Origin of the sequence: Paenibacillus wuxiensis, from assembly GCF_040195695.1 — a bacterium.
Lineage (GTDB): Bacteria > Bacillota > Bacilli > Paenibacillales > Paenibacillaceae > Paenibacillus_B > Paenibacillus_B suaedae.
This window is the reverse complement of sequence record NZ_JBEFZI010000003.1, coordinates 261,693-284,087: the sequence shown is the minus strand read 5'-3', so window position 1 is coordinate 284,087 and position 22,395 is coordinate 261,693. Positions and strand designations below refer to the sequence as shown.

Here is a 22,395-nt window from a genome sequence, read left to right as displayed (position 1 = left end):
TCGTGTTGCAGCTTGAGTAGAAAGACGCCGTATATTTCTCGGGAAATAATGGTGTTCCTGTCGGACAAGCTCATTATGCGTCGTAACGCTTGCTGCGATATACAATCAATGTAATGATAATCGCTGCAGCCATCCAGATGGAGATGATGCCAGTATGGATTAAAATGGATGACATTCCTTGTCCATCCCACAGTTTCTCGGCTGCTGCTGACAATTGAGATGTTGGCAAGTAATCCACAATCGTATTTACCAGGGTGCTATTAAAGATAGACTTGAACATTGGCCCCATCAAGAAGATGATCATCAGCGGCATACCTACAAAAGAAGTTTCCATCATCGTACGGGAAAGCAAACCGGTAAGAGTTCCGAATGCTACATACATGATCAGACTTGGTACAATCAGCATAACAAGACCGACAAGCGGAAGAGCTGGTGTATTTGCAATCAGAAATGTTGCGACAAGCGCACATACGGTCAAGAATACGGAGATTGCGCTCTTGCCCAGCAATACTTCGATCGGCTTGGCAGGGGACAGCATCAGTACGCGCAGCGTATGCTTCTCCTTCTCTTCCGCAACGATCATAGATTGAACAAATAAACAGGTCATGAGCAGCGCCATATTAACTGGCATCATCAGAAGAGTGGCGCCATCACTGGCTTCTCCTTTGCTGAACATAAAAGCGAAAATAAGCGGCAAAGCGGCAGTGATTAAAAGCATCTGATTCTTCAGAGCGTCTTTCCATTCCTTCTGAATCATTGCAGATACACGATTTATCGAAAATGTCATTGTAATACGCCTCCAGTCACTTTAATGAAAATATCGCTTAATGTCGGTTCGTTCGAATGGATCGATACTAGCTTGCCGGAAGTCATCCAGTCATGAATGCGCTTGGCTCCACTCTCGTCGCGCTCAACGGTGTGGGTTCCATCTGTTGTAACAACCGTAATGCCATGATCCATATGGGCTATCCGCAGCTGCTGCGGTGTATCCATGGCAGCAATGCATCCATTATGGAGGAGTGCAATGCGATCGCACAGCGATTCTGCTTCTTCCATGTCATGTGTCGTCAGGAAAATGGTTGTGCCCATGCGGTTCAGTTCGCGTAGCGCCTCATGAATTCGTTTTGTATTTGTTGGATCAAGAGCAGATGTTGGTTCATCCAAGAATAAAATATCAGGTTTATGGAGCAAGGCACGTGCGAGAGTTACCCGCTGTTTCATCCCTTTGGACAACTGTTTGACGGCCGTTTTGCGTTCATTCGTTAAGTTAACCTGCTCCAGCGCTTCCTGTACTCGGCTCGTTGGCACATTATACAGCTTGCAGAACAATACAAGATTGTCTTCAATGGTGAGCCGATCGTACAAGGTACTGTTATCCGTTAATATGCCGATGCGAGATAGATGCTGCTGGCGTTCCGAATCCTTCATCTTTGCGATGTCTACGCCAAATACGCGGGCTGTGCCTGACGTAGGAAGCAGTTGACCAGTCAGGATCTTAACGTTTGTCGTCTTGCCGGAGCCGCTAGGTCCCAGAAATCCGAAGATTTCACCGCGTTCAATTGTAAAGTCAATTGGCTTGATGGCTTGCTTGTTGCCGAATGTCTTGGTCATTGCTCTCACTTCGATAATTGGTTCCATGTGAGTCACCCTCGCTTTATATAAATGATATTGTGTACGATGTGAATGCCGGTGCCGCTGTTATTCGCTTGCGGCTGAGACGGCTCATTGCTGCGCTGCCGCCCCTGTCGACATCCTTATCGTATCGCGAAAGAGTGATCATCACCTCAAAAACCCCGCGAATAGAGTGCTCCAGAGGTTGAATGGAGCATTTCGCGGGGGGAATGGAACCAATGAGAGAGTGGATAATACAGCTTTTCCTGATGAATGGCGCAGATGATGAATTATCCGATCCCCATAATGGCCTTCATTTCTTCATATTTATTCTTGGAGAGTGGTACCTTGCTCTTATTCTCATCATCGAGGACAAGGCTGTAGCTGTTGCGCGACCAAATAATGACCTCGCGTACACGCTGCAGGTTGACTAAGTAAGAACGGTGGCAGCGGAAAAATCCGAATGCCTTAAGCTTACGCTCCAGTTCCGTCAGCGTCATTGTACAGGGGAGGGAACCCGAATGCATATGAAGCTGAGAAGCCCCGTCTTGGCTTTCAATATAATTCAGTTCCAGTGGATCGATAAGCACGATTTTGTCTTCGATGCGCGCTGGAATCTTATCAAAGCTGATTTGAGGGACGAAGCGTTGTCCAGCTCCAGCTGAAGAGGATTCAGGCTCATCCTCTTCGTTCTCAGCGGCTTGTATTGTGGACTTCTTGTCCTTGGTTGATGGTAGGCTGCTAACATCTTCATTCAGAGACTCCGTCGTTCCGGTGCCTTCTTGTCCACCATCTTCGGCTTCCGCCACGAACACCTGCTGTTCAGCATCGTTTGTATGCCTATGCGCTTCAAATATCTCGACTTCCTGAAGTGTTCCTGCTACAGGCACCTCATCCTCAATAATAACGGACTTGAAGCCCGTTGGTGTTAAGCGAACGACATGATTGGTCATCGTGAGCGCGCTTTCTAAGGAAGGCACGGTCATGAAAATTGAAGCGCCTTCTTCGCACATAGTGTTGATCCATTGCCGAAGCAGGTAGCTGCTCTCCAAATCCATGTGGAATTCGGGATCCTCGATGACGATTAGTTCCGGACGATGAGCAGCGGCTCTCGCCAAGTGGAATCGGCGCTGCTCAGATAACGTACATTTGCCAAGCGGTGTATTCGCGCACTCATGCAGACCGGTTAGCTTCAATAGCTGCTCAAGTCGATCTTTATGGTAGGCTCCATACATCTTCATATAGAAGATAAGGGCATCCTTCGGTGTTAATCGCTCGTAGAGGGAATCGCCCTGCCGAATCCAGCCGATCTTGGAGGCGAGTGAGGCAGAGGAGAGTGGCACTCCACGCCAGGTTACACTGCCGGCAGAGGGCTTAGCTCGATTCATAAGCAGATCGATAATTAACTGTCCCGTAATATGGTTGCTTTGCACTGCAATGCATTGCCCGGGATGTATTTGTACGCTCAGCGCATCTAACAGTGTGGAATTGCCCTTCGTCACATATAACTTATCAATAATAAGTCCTTCCCCGTAGGGGGGTTCCTGCGCGTTCATACGCGAACCTCCAATCAGTATGCCCATTCATTGTTGTGAGATAGATCATATAGGTAAATGATATATCGAGAACCTAGATTTGGGTAGATATTAACCTGACTAATATGTACTTTCCTTGCTGGGGGGAGAGATAGAGTAAGACATTAAGCAAGGGGGACGTGTTGTTAATGTTCGGATTTCGACCATAATGTCATTTACCAAAGTAAAGAAAAATGATATTTAGAAATAATTTACGAACATTGGGCGGGAATGATGTTGACTTGTTCGCTAAATTTCGATACAATAAGGTTGCTCCCACAGAAGTGGGTGGCAAGGATTGATTGGCCATTTTTTTGTTTATCCTGTTCGTATATCCCAGAGATAAGGTCTAGGGGTCTCTACCAGGAGCCGTAAATTCCTGACTACGAGTAGGTATGCTTTGGCATACCTGAACGTAACGGGATATTTTTTTTGCCCAAATAGGTGCAGGCTCATCGGATAGAAGAGAAATAGACCGAGACATCGTGAGCATCGAGGAGGAAACAATGAGTAAATATGATGTAATTGTTGTAGGAGCAGGTCCGGCCGGTATTTTCACTTGTTATGAATTATCTTTGAAGGCACCGCAATTGAGGGTTTTGCTTGTAGATAAGGGACATGATATTTATCGCCGCAACTGTCCGATTTTGGAGGAGAAGATTCAGAAGTGTCCTCCAGCGGCAGGGAAGAAGGACTTTGCAGGCTGCCTTCCAGCTTGTTCGATTACGAACGGCTTCGGTGGAGCAGGGGCATATAGTGATGGGAAATTTAACGTAACTACAGAGTTCGGGGGTTGGCTGACAGACTTCTTGCCAGCTTCGCAAGTACTGGACTTGATTAAATATGTAGATGCAATCAACTTGGAGCATGGAGCGACGACGGACATTACCGATCCAACGACAGAAACGGTTCGCCGTATTGAGCAGCTTGGATATTCTGCTGGCTTGAAGCTGCTTCGCGCACAAGTTCGACATCTGGGCACTGAACAGAACTTGGAGATTTTGAAATCCATTTATGAATATTTGAAGACTCGTATCGATATGGCCTATAAGACTGAAGTAGCGGATCTGGTTACAGAGAAGCAGGATGGACGCTATATTGTGAAGGGGATTGAACTGAAGAGCGGCGAGAAGCATGAAGCGGATCAAGTGGTCATCGTACCAGGACGTGACGGTTCTGCATGGCTGACGGAGATATTGAAGAAGCGCCGCTTGAAAATGTACAACAACCAAGTGGACGTTGGGGTGCGTGTGGAGACATCGGATATTGTCATGCGCGAAATCAACGAGCACCTGTATGAAGGGAAATTCGTGTTCAACACGTCTGTCGGCACACAAGTGCGTACCTTCTGCAGCAATCCATCTGGCCATGTCGTGGTTGAGAACCATAGTGGGATCATGTGTGCCAATGGGCACTCCTACAAGGATCCGAAGCTTGGCTCTGCGAATACGAACTTTGCATTGCTTGTCTCGCACAAGTTCACGGAACCGTTCGACAAGCCAAATGAGTACGCTCGTGAAATCTGCAAGCGTGCAAATGATTTGTCCGGAGGCGGGATTATCGTTCAGAAGTACGGGGATATCATTCGCGGCCGCCGTTCTACAGAGAAGCGCATCCAAGAAGGATTCTTGGAGCCTACCTTGAAAGAAGCTGTTGCTGGAGATTTAGGTCTTGTTCTTCCGTATAATACGATGAAGAGTCTAATCGAGATGGTTGAAGCGCTTGATCGCGTAACACCAGGCATCGCTTCTGAGCATACGTTATTCTATGGGGTAGAGGCGAAGTTCTACTCCGCTCGCCCGAAGCTGGACACGACGTTGGAGTCTGAAATTGATGGCTTGTACTGCGGTGGAGACGGCGCGGGCATTACGCGTGGACTCGCACAAGCGGGTGCTGCAGGTGTACACATTGCACGGAGCATTGTTGCAAAGCGCGGCGCATAATTTCACATTGCAGGTCAATAACATATACAGCTTAAGGCCAGTGAGTCGATTGTGCGACTTACTGGCTTTTTTGCGTAGATCGGATATGCACGGGGTTATACGCAAAATGGACAATATTTGAAATATACTTTGTGATAAAATGCACAACATCGGAATTGGGGCTCCGTTACAATGAATTTGCAACCTGTTCAGCTGACATTCCAACTGGAATTATTCGTATCTGAGTAGGTGCGGATGGGGTGTGGCCTTGGAAATGATGGGGCTTGCATCCGAATAAGCATAAGCAGGAGGTCATGTCGATGTCAGGATATTTGAAGCCGCAGCAAATTGCGGAAGCGACAGTAGATACCGGAACAATTAAAGCGAAGAACCCATTGTCCGCCATGATGATTCTAGGATTCCTTGCCGGCGCATTTATTGCGCTTGGTTATCTCTTATATATACGTGTAACAGCTGGAGCACCTGCGGAATGGGGGAGCATCAATAGCCTAATTGGAGCGTCGCTGTTCCCGGTTGGTCTTATTCTGGTCTTGTTAGCAGGGGGTGAGCTGTTGACAGGGAATATGATGGCTGTGCCGCTTGCTCGGATGAAGGGACGCATATCCACGGTAGAGGTCATTCGCAATCTTGTCGTCATTACGATTGCCAACTTCTTAGGTGCGCTGTTCGTGGCATACTTCTTCGGTCACGTGGTTGGTTTGACTGGCTCCGGCGTTTATTTGCAGAAGACGGTAGATGTGGCTGCGCATAAGCTGGACGATAGTTTCATTCAAGCCTTTGTAAGTGGGATTGGCTGCAACTGGTTAGTTGCACTTGCGGTATGGCTCGCCTATGGAGCGAAGAGCTTCAGCGGCAAAATCATGGGAATATGGTTCCCAACGATGGCGTTCGTTGCGATTGGCTTCCAGCACGTTGTAGCGAATATGTTCGTAATTCCGGCTGCGATCTTTGAGGGTCATTTTAGCTGGGGACAATATTTGACGAACTTCGTGCCGGTATGGCTAGGCAATTTGGTTGGAGGCGTCGTGTTCGTTGCAGGGGCTTACTATATAGTATATTTGCGTTCGCAGCAAGAGCAGAAGCAGGCAGCTGCGGCAGGTGTCTCAAACACATCAATGGATGTGCAAGAAGTGGGCAATGCAAACAAGGTGGCATCGTCAGGAAGTGCAAGTGCACCTGTCCATTAGAGGGTATTGGGATTAGAGCATGCCAAGTGATGTTGAAAAAGAAGATTGGTAAGGTCTAGTCCATCGAGGCTAGGCCTTTTTTGCGTCATCGATATGACGTTTTTTTCATAGGAATTCACGGGCTTGTCACTTTCGCGGGAGATAGATGTGGTAAACTACGGGTGACAAATTTATTTCCGCATTTCGCATTCTATAAAAAGATACCGATACCTCGCTGTATCTGTAAGCGTATCCAACTAACTCGTGGGGAGGGATCTGGCTGTGAAGTTGCATTTTACGGGCAGTATCGAACATGTATTACCAGGGATTCTCGAATTGAAGTCATTATTGAAGGTGGAAGTGGGGACAGAAGGCACTACAGTTCGCGTAGAGCAGGGAGAGGGGCCGCTTCGTGCCGCATGGGATGGTGCAGAAGGCTTGATCCGCTATGAGTCGGATATTCATTTCTTCCGTGCACTGGGCTTGTTCGTTGAGCAGCTGCGCAAGGGGCAGCCATTCGATATTATAGAGCATCCGCAATTCACGTATAACGGAACGATGATTGATGCATCTCGGAACGCAGTTCCGAATGTACATATGATGAAGCAGACGCTGCGCTCAATGGCGTTAATGGGCTTGAACGGCGCAATGATATATACCGAAGATACGTATGAGGTTCCAGGCCGTCCGTATTTCGGCTACATGCGCGGACGCTATACCGCGGAGGAACTCTATGAGATTGACCAGTATGCCGCGTTGTTCGGAATTGAGGTAGTGGCATGCATTCAGACGCTTGGTCACTTGGCGCAGGCGCTGAAATGGGACTATGCGAATGAGATGAAGGATACAGAGGACGTCCTTCTTGTAGGAGAAGAGGAGACCTATCGATTCATTGAGGATATGATTGTAGCGTCAACGAAGCCGCTGCGTTCCAAGCGCATTCACATCGGGATGGATGAGGCGTTCGGGCTTGGTCTAGGCAAATATATGCACAAGCATGGCTTCCGCGAACGATTCGATATTATGAACGAGCATTTGGCGCGCGTATTAGAGATTACGAGCAAACATGGCCTTACGCCGATGATGTGGAGTGATATGTACTTCCACCTGCTTATGAAAAACGGCGGCCACTACTATGATCTCGACATTAACTTCTCGAATGAAGTTGTTGATCAAATTCCGAAGGGTGTACAATTCGTCTACTGGGATTACTACCATGATGATCAAGGCTTCTACGAGGAATTTATCGAGAAGCATCGCCAACTGGGCTCTGATCCGGTATTCGCTGGCGGCGTCTGGGTATGGGGCGCGATGAGTCCGAACTACGGGAAGACGTGGCAGAATACGAATCCGGCGCTGCTTGCCTGCAAGTCGAAGGGCATTAAGGAAGTGTTCGCGACAGCATGGGGCGACAACGGGCAGGAGACGAATCATATGACAATTCTGCCAGGCTTGCAATTGTTCGCTGAGCACGGCTATACCGAAGGGGAAGTCGATGAAGCGAAGATGAAGGAACGCTTCCAGCTGTGCACCGGACAGAGCTTCGATGATTACTGGCAGCTCACTTACTTGGATGAGACACCGGGTGTAACGAAGAACAACATGCACGGTTCGAACGGTTCGAAGTTCCTGTTGTTCCAAGACACACTGATCGGGTTGTTTGATATCTATTTGACAGAAGAGCTGGAGTCGCAGCTGCCGAAGCATTACGGTGAGCTTGCTGAACGCCTCTTGGCTGCACGAGACAATACCGCAGGCGATCATGCGCTCGTGTTTGATATGTATGCGAAGTTGTCCAAGGCTGTTGGCGCAAAGTCGATGCTTGGCGTGCAGGTCACGCGCGCGTACCAGAATGGTGATAAGGATGAGCTTCGCCGCATTGCCGCTGATGTCATTCCGTCCGTTCGTCCGCTGGTCGATGAAGCGCGCAAGGCGCATCGTGCATTATGGATGGCGACAAGCAAGCCATTCGGCTGGGAAGTGCTCGACAGCCGCTATGGTACCGTGCTTGCACGGCTGCAGTCGGCGGAAGATCGGATTCTCGACTTCGTGGAAGGCCGCGTAGATCGCTTGGAGGAGCTTGATGCAGAACGTCTGCCATTCTACAGTGATGATCCAGTGGCAGGGGATCGCATCGCACATCAGCCGTTCTTCCATCGCATGGTGACGGGTACCGTGTTCTCGGCAATCTAATATCGTCAGGCAGCGAAGTCAATGGGATGTAAATACCTTATCGTGCTTGCAGGAGACATGTGCAAGGTTCGATGGCAAGCACGATGCTGCTACAGCGAACTATGGTAATAGGCTGCTGTATACAGCAGCGAGGGGGCCCGGTCGGTTACGACCCGGGTTTTCTTGTTGTTGTGGTGCTAGGCATGATGGAGCTTCACCTTTTATACGATGGGAAATCGGATGATGGAAGATATCTGCTGCAAAGGAGATGCTAGATTGGCTATATACGCCCTCCTGCTAGTTATTGCTTCAGCCTTCGCGCATGCAGCTTGGAATATGTTCGCGAAGCGGAGCATTCATAAGGAATCCTTTTTATTTTGCTTACATGGGTTGGCAACCGTCGTGTTCATGCCATTCTTCATCCATGATCTTGTGATCATGCACTGGACTTGGACGAATGGCTTGCTGCTTGTTGTGTCCTTACTGCTGCAAGGGATATACCTCTGGCTCGTATCCAAGGCCTATCAGATTGGGGATCTGTCCAAGGTATACCCGATGATGCGTGGAACGGCCGCACTCATTGTGCCAGTTGTTAGTGTGGTGCTATACCGAGAGAGCCTGTCTCTTGTTGGCTGGCTCGGCTGGCTGCTCATTGTTGGAGGTTTGTTCGCACTTAGCGGCATGTTCTCCGCGAAGGAGCCGCGTGACAGGACATGGTGGCTTACCTTGGCAATTACGACGACGGTAGGATTGTGTACGGCCAGCTATACGCTGACGGATAAGATGGTGGTGCAGTTCTTCAGCCCCTTGGGTCTGATTCAAATATCGAACTTAGGTGCACTCCTATTCTTAGCGCCTTCTGTCCTGAGAACGAAGCGGCTGCGCGAGGAATGGCGCATCAATTGGCACACGATTGTACTTGGCTCCGTCGTCTCGCCAGGCTCCTATTTGCTGTTCTTGTTCGCGATGACGCTTGGTCCGCTTGCACACTTGGCGCCCATTCGTGAATTCAGCATTGTGATCGGGACATTGCTAGGCATCGTTGTGTTGAAGGAACAGCAGGGCTGGACGAGAATTGCGACTTCGGGGGTCGTAGCAGCCGGTATGGCCTTGATCAGCATGTGGGGATAGCGTGGATAGCAGGAATCTTCCGGTTCGTTGTTCAGTGCGACTTGCTTGCGACCCATTTGCATTTGAATGAGTGAATGTAATATATAAGCAAAAAAAAGCGCCCGCCCTCAATGATCGTCTGTATGAAGCGGATCAGTTGAGACAGCGGGCGCTCTATGTCCACGAGGGACTCTCGTGTTAATTAACAATCTTATATTTATCGTTCGTCAGCTCGAAAATTTTCTTAATGCCTGATGTAACGTACACCTTATGATCCGTAGTAATGAAGATGGCTTCAATATTCGGATCTGCCTCGACGAACTTCAATCCCTTCTCTACACCGAGTGCGAATAAAGAAGTTGACAGCGCATCGGCATCCGTCGAGTTGTTCGTCACAATCGTTACACTGCTAAGACCATTGTCAACCGGATACCCGTTAGCTGGGTCAAGAATGTGGTGGTAGTGTTTGCCGTTCTCCACAAAGTAACGCTCATAGACGCCGGATGTAACAATCGTCTTATCAGTTACCCTCATCTTGCCGATTTGGTTGCCGCGAGATTCATCCGGGTCTTGGACGCCAATGGTCCAGTCGGAACCGCCAGGCTTCGGTCCAACGGCAAAAATATTGCCGCCAAGGTCAATAATGGCGCTGGGGAAGCCGTTCGTGCGCAAGTAGTCAGCAATACGGTCTGCTGCATAGCCTTTACCGATACTGCCCATATCCAGTTCCATGCCTTCACGGTTCAGCTTAATTTCATGCTTGTCCGGGTTGAGTGTAACATCCTTATAATCAACCAGCTTCAAGGTTTCTGCGAGTTTCTTCGCATCCGGCACTTTCGCATTCTCATGGCCAATATTCCATAAGTCCACGATCGGGCCGACGGTTGGATCGAATCGCCCTTCGGTACGCTTCGCGTAATCGAGCGACTTGGCAATCAGATCATAGGATTCTGGCGTAACCGCGACAGCTTGCTTGCCGGATGCAGCATGGATCTTCGCTAGCTCGCTCGTATCCTTCGTACGGTTCAGGCGTGAATCGATTTCTTTTAACAGGTTCTCGATATCTTTGAATTGTTTTTGATCCGCTCGCTCATCATAAATCTTGACGGTAACGATCGTATCAAAAATAAAGTAGGATTGCTGCTTAATGGCGGATTTCTGGCTTGCAGTATCGCTCGTTCCAGATGCATCTTTACTGCTGCCGCAACCACTCAAAATAAGGGCGCAAGCAGAGAACAGAACGATGGCACTGCGAAGCAGGCTGCGTGAACGTATCATAAGGCGATTCCTCCATATATATGTGTAATGAAATAGACAGGATTTGAACATCCTTGTATTAAGGAAATAGGCTCGTAACCAAGCATTTTATTATAGCAGTTCCCCAAAAAGTTGCAAACCAAGCATATCACAGAAATGCAGACTATCACGTGCATATTCCGCTGAAGTTCACGGTTATGACATGGACGAACATTGAACCTTCTTTCACGAAGAGGTATAATAAAAATAGCTTCAAAATTAAAATGTAACCCGAGGAGTCAACAAGATGAAACGTGGAGATCTGATTCTCATCGGAGTCATTATTGTCGCGGCGCTCGCATTTCTTGTGCCGAAGTGGTTCTTTCAAAACGAAAGTGAAAATTTGCACAATTCCAAGGTGGTCGCTCATATTTCCGTAGATGGGAAACCTTATAAACAAGTGGAATTAACTGAGGAAGAACAAACGATTCGCGTCGAAACCGATCATGGCTTCAACCTACTGAAGGTGCATGACAAGGGGATCGAAATGATTGATGCCGATTGCTCCGACAAGGTATGCCTGTCGTTCGGCTTCGTATCGAGACCGAATGATACAATCGTATGTTTGCCTCATCGCGTGCTTGTCGAGCTATTCAGCGAGGGCGATGCTGGCCAGGAGAGTGACATCGATGCCGTCGTACAATAATGCGAATCGAATTGCCGTGTCCAAACAGTCCGAAGCGTTGAAGAAGGCGGTCATTATCGCCATATTCAGCGCTGTTGCTGTTGTTCTCGGCTTCGTAGAGGCCATGCTCCCGGTGCAGACGATTCTGCCTATCCCGGGGGCGAAGCTCGGTTTAGCCAATGTTATGATCTTGGCATGCTTATACTTCTTGAACGGAAGGGACGCATTGACGCTCGTCATCTTGAAGACGCTGCTCATGACGCTCATGCTGGGAACCTTCTCTGCCTTCCTATTTAGTTTCTTAGGATCTTTGTTCAGCTTCATGGTGATGTACGCCATTTTGAAAATTGGCCGCGATAACGTCAGCCTGATAGGTATTAGCGTCGTAGGCGGCGCCGCGCACAACGCCGGTCAGCTGACTGCGGCGTATATTGTGTTTGGTACGGCAAATATTTTCTACTACTTGCCGGTTTTGCTTATTACGGGTGTTGTAACAGGCATCTTTATCGGCATCGCGGTTAAATACATCGTCGCAGCACTGGCGAAGCTGCCGCTGTTCGACTCGCTTGCGCCGCAAATTGGGGTGGCGCATGGCAAGGAGACAAGTGCTGATAGTGCCGCTAATGTTACTGCTGCTGTTGCGGGCACTGCCAATGATGTTGGTACTGCCCATGCCAGTTCTGCATATGAAAGTGCAGTGTTTATGGAGAACATCCATTTCCAATATCCGCACCGCTCTCCGCTATTCCATGGGATATCGCTTCAAGTTCCGCGGGGGCAATGGGTATCCGTAATAGGGCCTAACGGCTCGGGCAAATCGACACTGTTGAAGCTCATTAATGGATTGTTCACCCCGCATGCTGGGCAAATTTATGTCAACGGGAAGCACCTCAATGAAGAGAGCGTTGCAGATATTCGCCGCCAAGTCGGCTTTTTGTTCCAGAATCCAGACAATCAGTTCTTCGCCACAACGGTGCGCGATGATATTGCGTTCGGCATGGAGAATCGCCAACTGCCGCTTGCTGACATGGAACGCCGACTGGAGCAGGTAGCAGATGAGTACCGTGTGCGGGAATGGCTCGATCGGCATCCCGCAGAACTGTCGGGGGGACAGAAGCAGCGCGTGGCGATCGCAGGTATGATGGTATTGAATCCGGACATTTTGATATTCGATGAAGCGACCTCGATGTTGGATGAGCGCTCGAAGCGGGAGCTGACAGCTCAGCTTCAGAGCTTGCATGCGTCTGGGCGCTACACAATTCTATCGGTTACACATGATGCGGAGGAAATACTCGCTTCGGATCGGGTTATTGTCGTAAAGGACGGGACGATAGCGGCGGATCTGACGCCATCTGAGCTGTTCGCAGACGAGGCGCTCATGAAGGAGTGCCGCTTGCAGGCGCCATTTACCCTCCAATTGGCTAGGGCGCTGCAAGCAAGAGGCATGGACGTGCCGGATACGAATGACGAGAGAGAGCTGGTGAATGCACTATGGCGATCATAACTGCGGAACGGGTCACGTATCGCTATCAAGGGCAAGGGGCGCATGGTGTCCCCGCACTAGATGGATTGAATGTCACGTTCGAGGAAGGACAATTCGTCGCGCTTCTCGGTTCAACGGGCTCGGGCAAGTCAACCTTGCTTCAGCATTTGAACGGGATCTTGCAGCCGACTTCTGGAAGCTTGAAGGTACTAGAGTTCACCTTCCAAGGAGGCACGCCAGAGCGCGGCTTGAAGGAACTTAGACGCCGTGTTGGGCTTGTCTTTCAATTTCCGGAGCAGCAGCTGTTCGAGGAAACGGTGGAGCGGGATGTCTTGTTCGGACCCTTGCAGTTCGGACAGAGCGAGGAGGAGGCGAAGGCATCCGCTCGCAAGGCAATGATGCAGGTAGGTCTGCCTGAATCGCTGCTGCAGGTCAGTCCATTTGAGCTGAGCGGCGGACAGATTCGCAAGGTAGCGATTGCGACCGTACTCGCCTCGAATCCTGAGATTGTCGTACTTGATGAGCCGACGGCTACCCTTGATCCGGTGAGCAGAGCAGAGCTCATTGCGCTGCTGCATAAACTCTGCAAGGAAGAGGGCAAGACGATCATTATGGTAACGCATCGTCTGGATGAGCTGTTTGCCTATGCAGATTCGTTCGCCTTAATGAAGGATGGGCAAGTGACCTTTCAAGGCACGCGTTCGCAGCTTATGGCGCAGCCGGAACGACTAGGGGAGGCAGGAATTCTTCTGCCTGCAACGATGCGTCTAGCAGCACTTGTTATGGAGCGATCAGGTGTGCCAATGGATCAGCTTCCTTGCTCGGTAGAGGGATGGACGGAATGGCTCGCTGCCACGATTGCAGGCGTAGGGATCGAAGGAAGATCACATTTTGCAGGCAAGCAGTTGGGGCAGCAGGCAGATTCATTGGAGGAGAAGGAGGAGTAGCCTTATGCAGGCGAAAATGATGCTCGGCCGCTACGTGGCAGCCGATTCATGGATTCATCGTCTTGATCCGCGCGCCAAGCTGACTGCGATGGTCATCTATCTAATCGCGGTCATTCTTGCAGAGCAGTTCGCTGAGCTTGCGGCGCTTACGGTGTTCGCGCTGCTCATGATGATAAGCTCGCGTATCTCGCTATACCGCTACTTCCGCGCCTCCCGGCCGCTGTGGCTCATTATGGCCTTCATGTTTATTTTCTATCTTCTATTTGATTCAAGCGGCAGTGCACTTGTCCAAGTAGGCGGTTTGAAGATTACGACAGGCGGCGTTACTTATGGGGCATATGCCGTATGGAGAATGGCGCTGCTCGTGACGCTGACTGCGATATTAACGTTTACAACAGCACCCGTTGAACTGAATCTGGGTCTTGAGCGCGTACTCAAGCCAATTCGATTCGTAGGAGGCTCTCCGCAGCGCTGGTCGATGATGATAGGGATATCGCTGCGCTTCATTCCAACCATATTCGAGGAAGCGGAGAAGGTAATGAAGGCACAGGCTTCACGTGGAGCGGATTATGCGGATTTGTCCTTCACGCAGAAGGGCAAGCTGGTCATGACGCTAATGGTGCCAGTAATCGTGAGTGCCTTCCGTCGTGCGGAGGAACTGGTACAGGCGATGGAGGCACGTGGCTATGTATTGAATGCACCGCGTACGTCGCTGCGCCAACTGCAATGGAAGCAGGCTGATACCTGGTTCATGGCGTTATTTATTGGGATGTTAGTACTTATTCTACTATGGTAGATCGGTGCGCAATCCGTTGCTTTCCTCTAAGAAAAAGAGGAGCGGCAGCGGATTGCGCGTATTTATTGTATATATTGTGAAACTTGTCACAATGACAGTTTAAATATGTTATATTTAGAATATAAATATTTGGTTATTCGAAAGAACGCAAGGCGATACCTTAGAAGTGACTACTACTTGAAACGAATGGACTTGGAGGAGAGCGACTGTGGCTAGATATTTTAATGGGAAAGAAATTGAATTGTTGGCACCTGCCGGAACGTTTGACATCTTCAAAGCTGTTATTGATATGAACTGCGATGCTGTATACTTCGGGGGACCGTCTCTGAACATGCGGATGATGCGCAAGGGCTACAATCTTAGCTATGAAGAAGTACGTGAAGCCGTGAACATGGCGCATGACCGCGGCAAGCGTGCCTATATTACTGTGAACAACTTGCTCAATGAAGGTGATCTGGACGAAGCGAAGCGTTACCTGTCGTTCTTGAACGAGGTAGGTCCAGACGCGATTATTGCGCAAGATTTGGCCGTATTCCCACTCATCCAAGACATGAATTTATCGAATGTACCGGTTCACTCTTCAGTTATGATGAACGTGCACAACTTAGAGATGATCGAAGCATTGAAGGAAATGGGCGTTACACGTGTTGTGGCATCCCGCGAGATGGATCTGCATACCGCAGAGCTGCTGCAAGCGAAGACAGGCATGGAGTTTGAATATTTCGTCCATGGGGATATGTGTACGGTGCATGGTGCAAACTGCTTCTACAGCTCGATGTTGTATGGCAATAGTGCGAATCGTGGACGCTGCATGAAGCCTTGCCGCTGGGATTATCGGGTGAAGAAGGACGGCAACGTGTATCCAACCGAATATCCGCTGGCGGCGAAGGATATGTACATGTATGAGCATATTCCAGAGCTAATTAAATCGGGCATTACTTCGTTCAAGCTAGAGGGACGGATGCGGGATCTGGAATTCCTGATGATGATTGTGAACAGCTATGGCGATGCAATTGATCGCTACATTGCGGATCCGTTCGGCTATGATCGGAAGGAGAACAGCGACACGCTGTATGAGAACCGCAAGCGGGACTTCTCGACGGCCTATGCGTTCGGCAAGCCAGGGCTTGATTATATCAACACGCGTTATGAGGGAACCGGGAAATTCTATAGTACAGGTAAAGTATTCAGTACACCAACAGCTGAGCGTGAAGTGAAGCCAGAGCGACTGGAACAGGTTCGTGATGCCTTGGCGGGAGTTCGTCAGCCGGAGAAGATGAAGCAGCCGCAATTGTCTGTACATGTCAACAATGTGGAGCAGGCGAAGACGGTGCTCGAAGCGGGTGCAGACATTGTCTATTTGACAGGAGACGTATTCCAGCCAGATATGCCATTCACACGCCATGATATTGAGATGCTGGTTGAGATGAAGGGCTCTTCGCAAATCATTCTTGGTATGCCGCGCATGATGAATGAGCTGCACATGGAGCAATACAATCACTTCCTGCGGGGCGGGCAATATGGGCTTGATGGTTTGCTCGTCAGCAATATTGGGGCTATGCATAAGTTCCGTGATATCGGTCTACCGATGGTTGGCGATTTCAATCTAAACGTATATAATCATATGTCGGCGAAGCTGTACCATGAACACTTCGGATTGGAGCGGGTACATGCGTCTCTAGAGCTTCCGCTGAACGACCTAGCGAATCTGCTGCAAGAGACGGAGAAGGTGCCGGTCGAGATGATCGTTCACGGCTCGCCAATCGCCATGTATCTGGAATTGGATCTGTATGAAAATACAGTCGCGATAGAGCCGATCATGCAGGAGGACAACAAGTACGTCGACAATCAGCACCTGGTGCTGATGACAGACAAGGGCGAGAATCCGGTGTACCGCGATTGGAGCGGACGCAACCACTTGGCATTGGCCAAGGAACTGTGTTACTTGCCGTTCTTGAAGGAACTGCATGAAGCGGGCGTGAACCACTTCCGTATCGAGGGCAAGTCGTACACAACTGAGCAGCTGCGCAGCATCGTAGGCACGTACCGTACAGCGCTGCAGGACTTGTCGCTCTGTGGTGAATTGTATGCCGGCATGAAGCCGGAATATGCAGGCTACACACTAGGGTCGCTGCAATTCGGCGAAGCGCTGTCGATTGATTTACAGCCAGTTCATGCTTAGTTTGCATTCTTAATAGATCTATAGCGGCGGGCTTAGGCTTCTTATTTTGCTATTACGGTGTCCTAAATAGTTTTTCCTATATAGAGAATAAAGGCAGTAATGGAGTAGAGAGAACAAGAAGCGGCAGGGCTTGACTTGAATGGCCAAGTTACAGTCTGTCGTTTCTTCAGTTCAAGATGAGAAAGGGTGGCTACGAAGTGAGCAAGGAGCAAACAACGTATATCGGACCAGAGGGTGTTATAGAGAAGCGGAAGCAATATTTCTTCCCGTGCACGCATCACTTCTATCGCAATCCACCGCAAATTGTACGCGGCTCGATGCAGTATTTGTACGACGAGAAGGGCACACAATATACTGATTTCTTCGCAGGGGTATCGGTCGTGGCGAGCGGTCACTGCAATCCAGCGATTACAGGAGCAACGATCAAGCAGTTGGAGACACTGCAGCATACGACAACGATTTACTTGACGCAGCCGATGGTCGATTTGGCGGAGCGGCTCGCGAACGGTATCCTACCGGGTGATCTGAAACGTACCTTCTTCTGCAACAGCGGTTCGGAAGCGAATGAGGGTGCGATGCTGCTTGCTAGACTTTATACGAAGCGCCGCAATTTCATTGCGCTGGAGTATGGCCTGCACGGGCGCACATTCCTGACGATGGGCGTAACGGGCATCCCGATGTGGCGTGCTGATGATTATTTGGACAGCGGAGTGACCTTCATCCCGCGTCCATATGATCCAGAGACAGACGATGAGACGGCGGCACGCCGCTCGATTGAGGCGCTGAAGCAGGTGCTGGAGGAGAAGGGAGATACATTTGCAGCGATGCTCGTGGAACCGATTCAAGGCAATGGAGGCATGATTGCACCGCCAGATTGGTATTTCCGCGAGGTGAAGGCGCTGCTTGAGGAACATGGCGTATTGATGATAGCCGACGAGATCCAAACCGGCTTCGGTCGTACAGGCCGTATATTTGCCATGGAGCATTACGGCGTTGTGCCAGATATTATTTCGATGGCAAAAGCACTAGGCAACGGTGTGCCAATCGGTGCATTTGCGACAACAGATGAGATCGCGGCAAGCTTCAACCGTGCGTCGGCATCGACATTTGGCGGTAATCCGGTATCTTCTGTTACTGCGCTGGCTGTACTCGATTATATTGAACAGGAAGACTTGGTAGGCCGTGCAGAACGGCTCGGGAATCAGTTGAAGTCAGGCTTGCAGGCACTGCAGGCGAAGCATGCGGTACTCGTTGATGTACGCGGCAAGGGCATGATGCTTGGTGCGGAGCTGCACGGTACAGACGAACAAGATAGCGCAGCACTGACGGATCGCGTATTGGAAGCGATGAAGGATCGCGGCTATATTATTGGGAAAAACGGCATTGGCCGTAACGTGCTAGCCTTCCAGCCACCGCTCGTGATGAACGAGCAAGATATTGAGGGGATGCTGAAGGAACTGGATGCAGTATTGGCGGAGGCGGTGCAATAGGCTGCTTCGCCTCGATTAGGAAACGTCCATTGGGCTCTGTTGAATAGAGAGCTCCTAGTAGGGCAACATGATCGCATCTAGCGGGTTGGAATTTTGCCTGTTAAGGACAATAGAATAGATATTTGAACACTCATGGGGTGTATGTAAGCTATGGTTACTATTCAAAAGGTTATTCGCAAAACGCGCATGTTCGGAGAACTGGTCATGTTCTCCCATACGCTGTTCTCACTGCCGTTCGCCATCATTTCGATGGTATGGGCAGCAGGAGGGATTCCTTCCTTCCACGTTATGCTCTGGTCGCTCATCGCGCTGGTAGCAGCCCGTAATGGAGCGAATGCGTTCAATCGCTTGGCCGATTTGCCATTCGATGCAGCGAATCCGCGCACGGCGCATAGGCATATGCCGCAGAAGCTGCTGCATGGGCGTGAAGTGACGCTGTTCGTCATCATCAACTTTGCGATCTTTATCGCAGCGGCAGGGATGCTGAACCCTCTCTGCCTATGGCTGTCGCCTGTGGCGATTGTACTTATCTGCTCGTACTCGTTTACGAAGCGGTTCACCTGGCTGTGCCACCTGTACTTGGGCTTTACGATTGCATCAGCTCCTATTGGTGCTTGGTTCGCCGTGACTGGGAAGTTTGCAGTAACGCCGTTTATATTGGGCACAATCGTCATGCTGTGGATTGCGGGATTCGATATCATCTATGCGACGCAGGATATTGAGTTCGACCGCAAGACCGGATTATGGTCGGTGCCGAGCATCTTTGGCTATGAAGACTCGCTCTTCATCGCGCGTTCATTGCATACGATCATGGTCGTGCTGCTGCTCGTACTGTTCGTCATTCGGGGTCTAGGCACCGTTTACTTAATCGGCATCGGTATCGCGGTCATATTGCTGATGCTGGAACATAACATCATCAAGCCATCCAGCCGCAAACGGATGAATGTCGCGTCGTACAACTTGAATCAAGTTATCAGCATGACCATTCTGTTTTGTACGATGGCTGACTTTTTCCTGAAATAAGAATTAGGATAAATAAAAACAGGAGTTTTGTCTCAATGACACCGCTCCTGTTTTTTATATTTTGTTCAGTATCCATTAAGTAGAAACTATTTAACATCAGAAACTTGATCGTATCTATATTTTACTTGACAGTCTTAGTAATTAGGATATCTGGGAACTAAAATATGTTGATCTTCACAGGAGATGATTAGAATTAGTTGTTGAATGATTTTGGAGGCCGTCAGGCTTGGATTAAAACGAGTGTTTGTTTGATTTGGAGTGCGATTCTATCCTATATGGACAAATCTTATGTCGTTCACTAGTATATATGGATTAAGTCCGATGTCCCGACAGTCCTTGATATTATCAATATTTACACTTAGGTAAAAATATGGTATGTTTCTAATTAACACAATATATCTACATATTTCATTTATTACCATCATCTTGAAGATGGAGGGGCTGATTATTGGATGTAATTTATAACTAAAATTTAAGTCGGAATATCATAAAAATCCTTCAGAAGCAATTCACAATATGTTTGTCCCCATGAATCTTTCCATGAAAACGATTACCTACCAAACTATCATTGCCACAATTACCTGGACTCATCAAAACCAACGCACAGCAAACAACTGGGTTCATGTTACCTTCTAGTTTTTTTAACGTTTCGAAAAGATAATAAGGGAACTTTTTAGTTTCTAATACCTTAATTATTATCACAACAGGGTCATACATAAATTGAATGATCATAGAATAAGGAGGAGACTCTATTTGAAAAGCATTACTAAAACAACGCTTGTTATGTTACTAACTGTGTTTGTGGTGAGTAGTATTTTTTTCAGTACAGATTCATTTGCAACTGCGGGTAATGAATTGCCAAGTAAAGAAGAGTTTTTGCAAATGGTGATTAGCAATGGGAACTACGTGAAATACCAACAAGATTTTATCAAAAGCGAACCAAAATTAGTTAATTATTTGAGAGATGAGAATAATAATCCGTATGGTTATATTGCTCAGTTCGAATTTGAGTACGGTTATAAAGAGAAAGAAATAATTCAATTAGCTTCTCTTTTGACTTTCACTTATGACATAAAGAAAAAACAAGTTGAGACTCTTATCATCGATTATAGTAAATCGTACTCTGATGGAGAAATATATGTAAGGGATTATGCAGGTAATGTCCAAACTTCTTACCAAGTTGATGCAAATAAGAATTTGAAAAATTACCTTGCATCATTGACGGAAAAAACTGAAGCACTTAAAAAATCAAATGATAATAACGCGACTTTAGTAGATAACTATTGTTGGACTTGTACAAAGTATGAGGAATATGGTGGTACATATGAAGGTATGTGTCAGACTGTAGTTGGCACAGCCTGTCTATGGGGTGATAAAGTTCCTTATGGCAGACTCATTTGTGCGGGAGCCTACATAATAGGTTGTTACGTTCCACCCTACAAAATTTGTGCAGAGGGACGATGGAATACTAGATGTCCTGTTGAGGGATTTAAGGGGTAATTTTTATTAAGCAAGTCAAAGCAAATGTAAATCATCTGCTTTGACTTGCTTTCAATAATGCATAGATATCAGAAAAAAAGGAGAGGGTTGTATGAATATTAAAGAGGCAGTACTATCAATTGTTATCTATGCTTTTCTTGGTTATTTATGGGTCATATTTGTTAAACATATTAATAGTATTGCAAATTCAATGAACCACATCTCGGGCGGATTGATCCTGTTCGTTGGTGCTTTATTGTTTTGGATGACTGTTAATCGGATCTCGCCTTTCAATACTTACAAGCAGACTCATCCTGCCAAGGTGATCGGAGCTATAACTTTTATTGCAATTGTTTTGATACAAGTTTATGTTTATAACTTAGTATAGAAATGAATGATTGTTTAGAAAGAAACATTCAACAACAAATAAGTGTTAATGTGCCATTGCCACAATAAAATATATGTTTCACAAGATCGTTCCACTAATTTATACATTTTTTACTTCTACATAACTACATTTCTTTTATCTACATTTGTTCGCATAGAGATTAAAAGAAATAATTCATGACGTACCCTAGTTGCTAAGTACCTCTTCATGACCAAGACGAATTCAATTCTTATATTGGAAGTGCTACGAACAGTATCGATACCCCGCTAACTGCCGCTGAATTATGGGTTTCGGGCAAATTGATAATATTAATAAGGGATAGGCGTTACCATTTAATTTAAATCAGTATAAACATGCTTCATATTGTCCAAAGATACGTTAACTTTGACGCCGCCTTCTTTGATTTTTTAATGAATCAGGAATATCAATAATATCTTCATCAGTGAAAATTAAAAGTTTGAGAATTGCGTCTTTTTGATCTACAGATAGCTCTTGAGGCGCAGTAATGCCTTTGATATACCCTTCCTCAAATTGTTGAACACTAACATTGTTGAGTGTAAGTGTTTTAAGTGCTTCCACTTGTGATTGTGCTTTTACATTCGACGGAAAAAATGAACTGAACAAAAGGACAACAACTGATAAAACATATTGACGCGATAAGAGCTTCAATAAAACCCCTCCTAATTTGTAAAATTGTGTATGCCGTTCTTTTTTAGTAGAATGTATATATAATAAATCGTAAATATTTAGGGGGTTGTATTGTCAAAAGGAATTTTTTTGTATTATTTGTTTTGTGCTTTTTCCTTTTTGTTATAATGCCTTTTTTACTGAGCACAGACAAAACAGGCGCTGTTGCAACTCTGATCAAAATAAGAAATCACTTGTATTTTTAAATAGGGAAGAAGAGCGAATTGTAATAGACAGTACTGATGAAATTGTTCAAACGTTGAAGGTGAATAAAAACTATTTTATTATTATTGAAAGTCGACGGTTTACAAAACCAAAACTCATCTCGGCCAAATTAATGCCTGATGATGTATGAACTGCTCAGCGAAAACCCACAATTACATCAATACACAGTGTCAATGTCAGATGAGCCTGTAATGTGTT

General features: G+C 47.6%; 18 protein-coding genes and 1 riboswitch. Of the genes, 13 read left to right on the top strand and 5 right to left on the bottom strand.

The annotated features are described in order from the left end of the window. Nucleotides 1-73: 73 nt before the first annotated feature. The 3 genes from ABN764_RS07555 to ABN764_RS07545 form a co-directional block, all read right to left on the bottom strand. Entirely contained in the window at nt 74-787 is a 714-nt protein-coding gene (locus ABN764_RS07555; protein WP_446671462.1) for an ABC transporter permease, read from the bottom strand. Next, nucleotides 784-1,638, bottom strand: a complete 855-nt coding sequence (locus ABN764_RS07550; RefSeq protein WP_446671461.1) for an ABC transporter ATP-binding protein — start codon at nt 1,636-1,638, stop codon at nt 784-786. Before ABN764_RS07550 ends, ABN764_RS07555 begins: the two co-directional genes overlap by 4 nt. Nucleotides 1,639-1,901: 263 nt before the next feature. Continuing rightward, a complete protein-coding gene (locus ABN764_RS07545) occupies nt 1,902-3,167 on the bottom strand; it encodes a LytTR family transcriptional regulator DNA-binding domain-containing protein (RefSeq protein WP_446671460.1) in 1,266 nt (421 codons plus the stop codon). Between the two features lie 325 nt (nt 3,168-3,492). Continuing rightward, nucleotides 3,493-3,591: riboswitch (purine riboswitch) on the top strand. A gap of 100 nt (nt 3,592-3,691) precedes the next feature. On the opposite strand from ABN764_RS07545, the gene ABN764_RS07540 reads away from it, so the two are divergent. The 4 genes from ABN764_RS07540 to ABN764_RS07525 all read left to right on the top strand — a co-directional run bounded on the left by ABN764_RS07540 (nt 3,692) and on the right by ABN764_RS07525 (nt 9,597). Further along, entirely contained in the window at nt 3,692-5,128 is a 1,437-nt protein-coding gene (locus ABN764_RS07540) for an NAD(P)/FAD-dependent oxidoreductase (protein ID WP_446671459.1), read from the top strand. Between the two features lie 299 nt (nt 5,129-5,427). Beyond that, nucleotides 5,428-6,315, top strand: a complete 888-nt coding sequence (locus tag ABN764_RS07535) for a formate/nitrite transporter family protein (protein WP_446671458.1) — start codon at nt 5,428-5,430, stop codon at nt 6,313-6,315. A 261-nt stretch (nt 6,316-6,576) separates the two neighbouring features. Further along, nucleotides 6,577-8,487, top strand: a complete 1,911-nt coding sequence (locus ABN764_RS07530) for a beta-N-acetylhexosaminidase (protein WP_446671457.1) — start codon at nt 6,577-6,579, stop codon at nt 8,485-8,487. A 255-nt stretch (nt 8,488-8,742) separates the two neighbouring features. Continuing rightward, nucleotides 8,743-9,597 carry a DMT family transporter gene (locus tag ABN764_RS07525; protein ID WP_446671456.1) on the top strand — a complete coding sequence of 285 codons (855 nt, stop codon included), beginning with the start codon at nt 8,743-8,745 and terminating at the stop codon, nt 9,595-9,597. Nucleotides 9,598-9,774: 177 nt separating this feature from the next. On the opposite strand, the gene ABN764_RS07520 is transcribed toward ABN764_RS07525, so the two are convergent. Next, the gene (locus tag ABN764_RS07520; protein ID WP_072729123.1) at nt 9,775-10,854 is read right to left on the bottom strand and encodes an FAD:protein FMN transferase; all 1,080 of its coding nucleotides are present in this window, start codon (nt 10,852-10,854) and stop codon (nt 9,775-9,777) included. 265 nt (nt 10,855-11,119) lie between these two features. On the opposite strand from ABN764_RS07520, the gene ABN764_RS07515 reads away from it, so the two are divergent. The 9 genes from ABN764_RS07515 to ABN764_RS07475 all read left to right on the top strand — a co-directional run bounded on the left by ABN764_RS07515 (nt 11,120) and on the right by ABN764_RS07475 (nt 21,285). Beyond that, nucleotides 11,120-11,518, top strand: coding sequence for a NusG domain II-containing protein (locus tag ABN764_RS07515; RefSeq protein ID WP_021257263.1), 399 nt, complete (start codon nt 11,120-11,122; stop codon nt 11,516-11,518). Continuing rightward, on the top strand, nt 11,502-13,001 hold the full coding sequence (locus ABN764_RS07510) for an energy-coupling factor transporter ATPase (RefSeq protein WP_446671455.1): 1,500 nt from the start codon (nt 11,502-11,504) through the stop codon (nt 12,999-13,001). The genes ABN764_RS07515 and ABN764_RS07510 overlap by 17 nt, the downstream gene beginning before the upstream one ends. Continuing rightward, nucleotides 12,989-13,927 (top strand): ATP-binding cassette domain-containing protein, encoded by a 939-nt coding sequence (locus ABN764_RS07505; RefSeq protein WP_446671454.1) that lies wholly within the window; start codon nt 12,989-12,991, stop codon nt 13,925-13,927. The genes ABN764_RS07510 and ABN764_RS07505 overlap by 13 nt, the downstream gene beginning before the upstream one ends. A gap of 4 nt (nt 13,928-13,931) precedes the next feature. After that, complete coding sequence (locus ABN764_RS07500) at nt 13,932-14,723, top strand: energy-coupling factor transporter transmembrane component T family protein (protein WP_021257260.1); 792 nt, start codon at nt 13,932-13,934, stop codon at nt 14,721-14,723. 208 nt (nt 14,724-14,931) lie between these two features. Further along, complete coding sequence (locus ABN764_RS07495; RefSeq protein ID WP_446671453.1) at nt 14,932-16,905, top strand: peptidase U32 family protein; 1,974 nt, start codon at nt 14,932-14,934, stop codon at nt 16,903-16,905. Between the two features lie 197 nt (nt 16,906-17,102). Next, entirely contained in the window at nt 17,103-18,395 is a 1,293-nt protein-coding gene (locus ABN764_RS07490) for an aspartate aminotransferase family protein (protein WP_446671452.1), read from the top strand. A gap of 150 nt (nt 18,396-18,545) precedes the next feature. Next, entirely contained in the window at nt 18,546-19,418 is an 873-nt protein-coding gene (locus ABN764_RS07485; RefSeq protein WP_446671451.1) for a UbiA-like polyprenyltransferase, read from the top strand. Nucleotides 19,419-20,171: 753 nt separating this feature from the next. Then, nucleotides 20,172-20,918, top strand: a complete 747-nt coding sequence (locus ABN764_RS07480) for a hypothetical protein (protein WP_446671450.1) — start codon at nt 20,172-20,174, stop codon at nt 20,916-20,918. A 91-nt stretch (nt 20,919-21,009) separates the two neighbouring features. Next, nucleotides 21,010-21,285: a hypothetical protein gene (locus ABN764_RS07475; RefSeq protein ID WP_315746465.1), complete on the top strand. Its 276-nt coding sequence runs from the start codon at nt 21,010-21,012 to the stop codon at nt 21,283-21,285. 378 nt (nt 21,286-21,663) lie between these two features. On the opposite strand, the gene ABN764_RS07470 is transcribed toward ABN764_RS07475, so the two are convergent. Then, complete coding sequence (locus ABN764_RS07470) at nt 21,664-21,954, bottom strand: hypothetical protein (protein ID WP_446671449.1); 291 nt, start codon at nt 21,952-21,954, stop codon at nt 21,664-21,666. Nucleotides 21,955-22,395: the final 441 nt, after the last annotated feature.

Excerpts from the sequence above, each read along its gene's own strand:
- ABN764_RS07555 (WP_446671462.1), bottom strand. The coding sequence starts at position 787 with ATGACATTTTCGATAAATCGTGTATCTGCAATGATTCAGAAGGAATGG.
- ABN764_RS07550 (WP_446671461.1), bottom strand. The coding sequence starts at position 1,638 with ATGGAACCAATTATCGAAGTGAGAGCAATGACCAAGACATTCGGCAAC.
- ABN764_RS07545 (WP_446671460.1), bottom strand. The coding sequence starts at position 3,167 with ATGAACGCGCAGGAACCCCCCTACGGGGAAGGACTTATTATTGATAAG.
- ABN764_RS07540 (WP_446671459.1), top strand. The coding sequence starts at position 3,692 with ATGAGTAAATATGATGTAATTGTTGTAGGAGCAGGTCCGGCCGGTATT.
- ABN764_RS07535 (WP_446671458.1), top strand. The coding sequence starts at position 5,428 with ATGTCAGGATATTTGAAGCCGCAGCAAATTGCGGAAGCGACAGTAGAT.
- ABN764_RS07520 (WP_072729123.1), bottom strand. The coding sequence starts at position 10,854 with ATGATACGTTCACGCAGCCTGCTTCGCAGTGCCATCGTTCTGTTCTCT.
- ABN764_RS07515 (WP_021257263.1), top strand. The coding sequence starts at position 11,120 with ATGAAACGTGGAGATCTGATTCTCATCGGAGTCATTATTGTCGCGGCG.
- ABN764_RS07510 (WP_446671455.1), top strand. The coding sequence starts at position 11,502 with ATGCCGTCGTACAATAATGCGAATCGAATTGCCGTGTCCAAACAGTCC.
- ABN764_RS07505 (WP_446671454.1), top strand. The coding sequence starts at position 12,989 with ATGGCGATCATAACTGCGGAACGGGTCACGTATCGCTATCAAGGGCAA.
- ABN764_RS07500 (WP_021257260.1), top strand. The coding sequence starts at position 13,932 with ATGCAGGCGAAAATGATGCTCGGCCGCTACGTGGCAGCCGATTCATGG.
- ABN764_RS07485 (WP_446671451.1), top strand. The coding sequence starts at position 18,546 with ATGGTTACTATTCAAAAGGTTATTCGCAAAACGCGCATGTTCGGAGAA.
- ABN764_RS07475 (WP_315746465.1), top strand. The coding sequence starts at position 21,010 with ATGAATATTAAAGAGGCAGTACTATCAATTGTTATCTATGCTTTTCTT.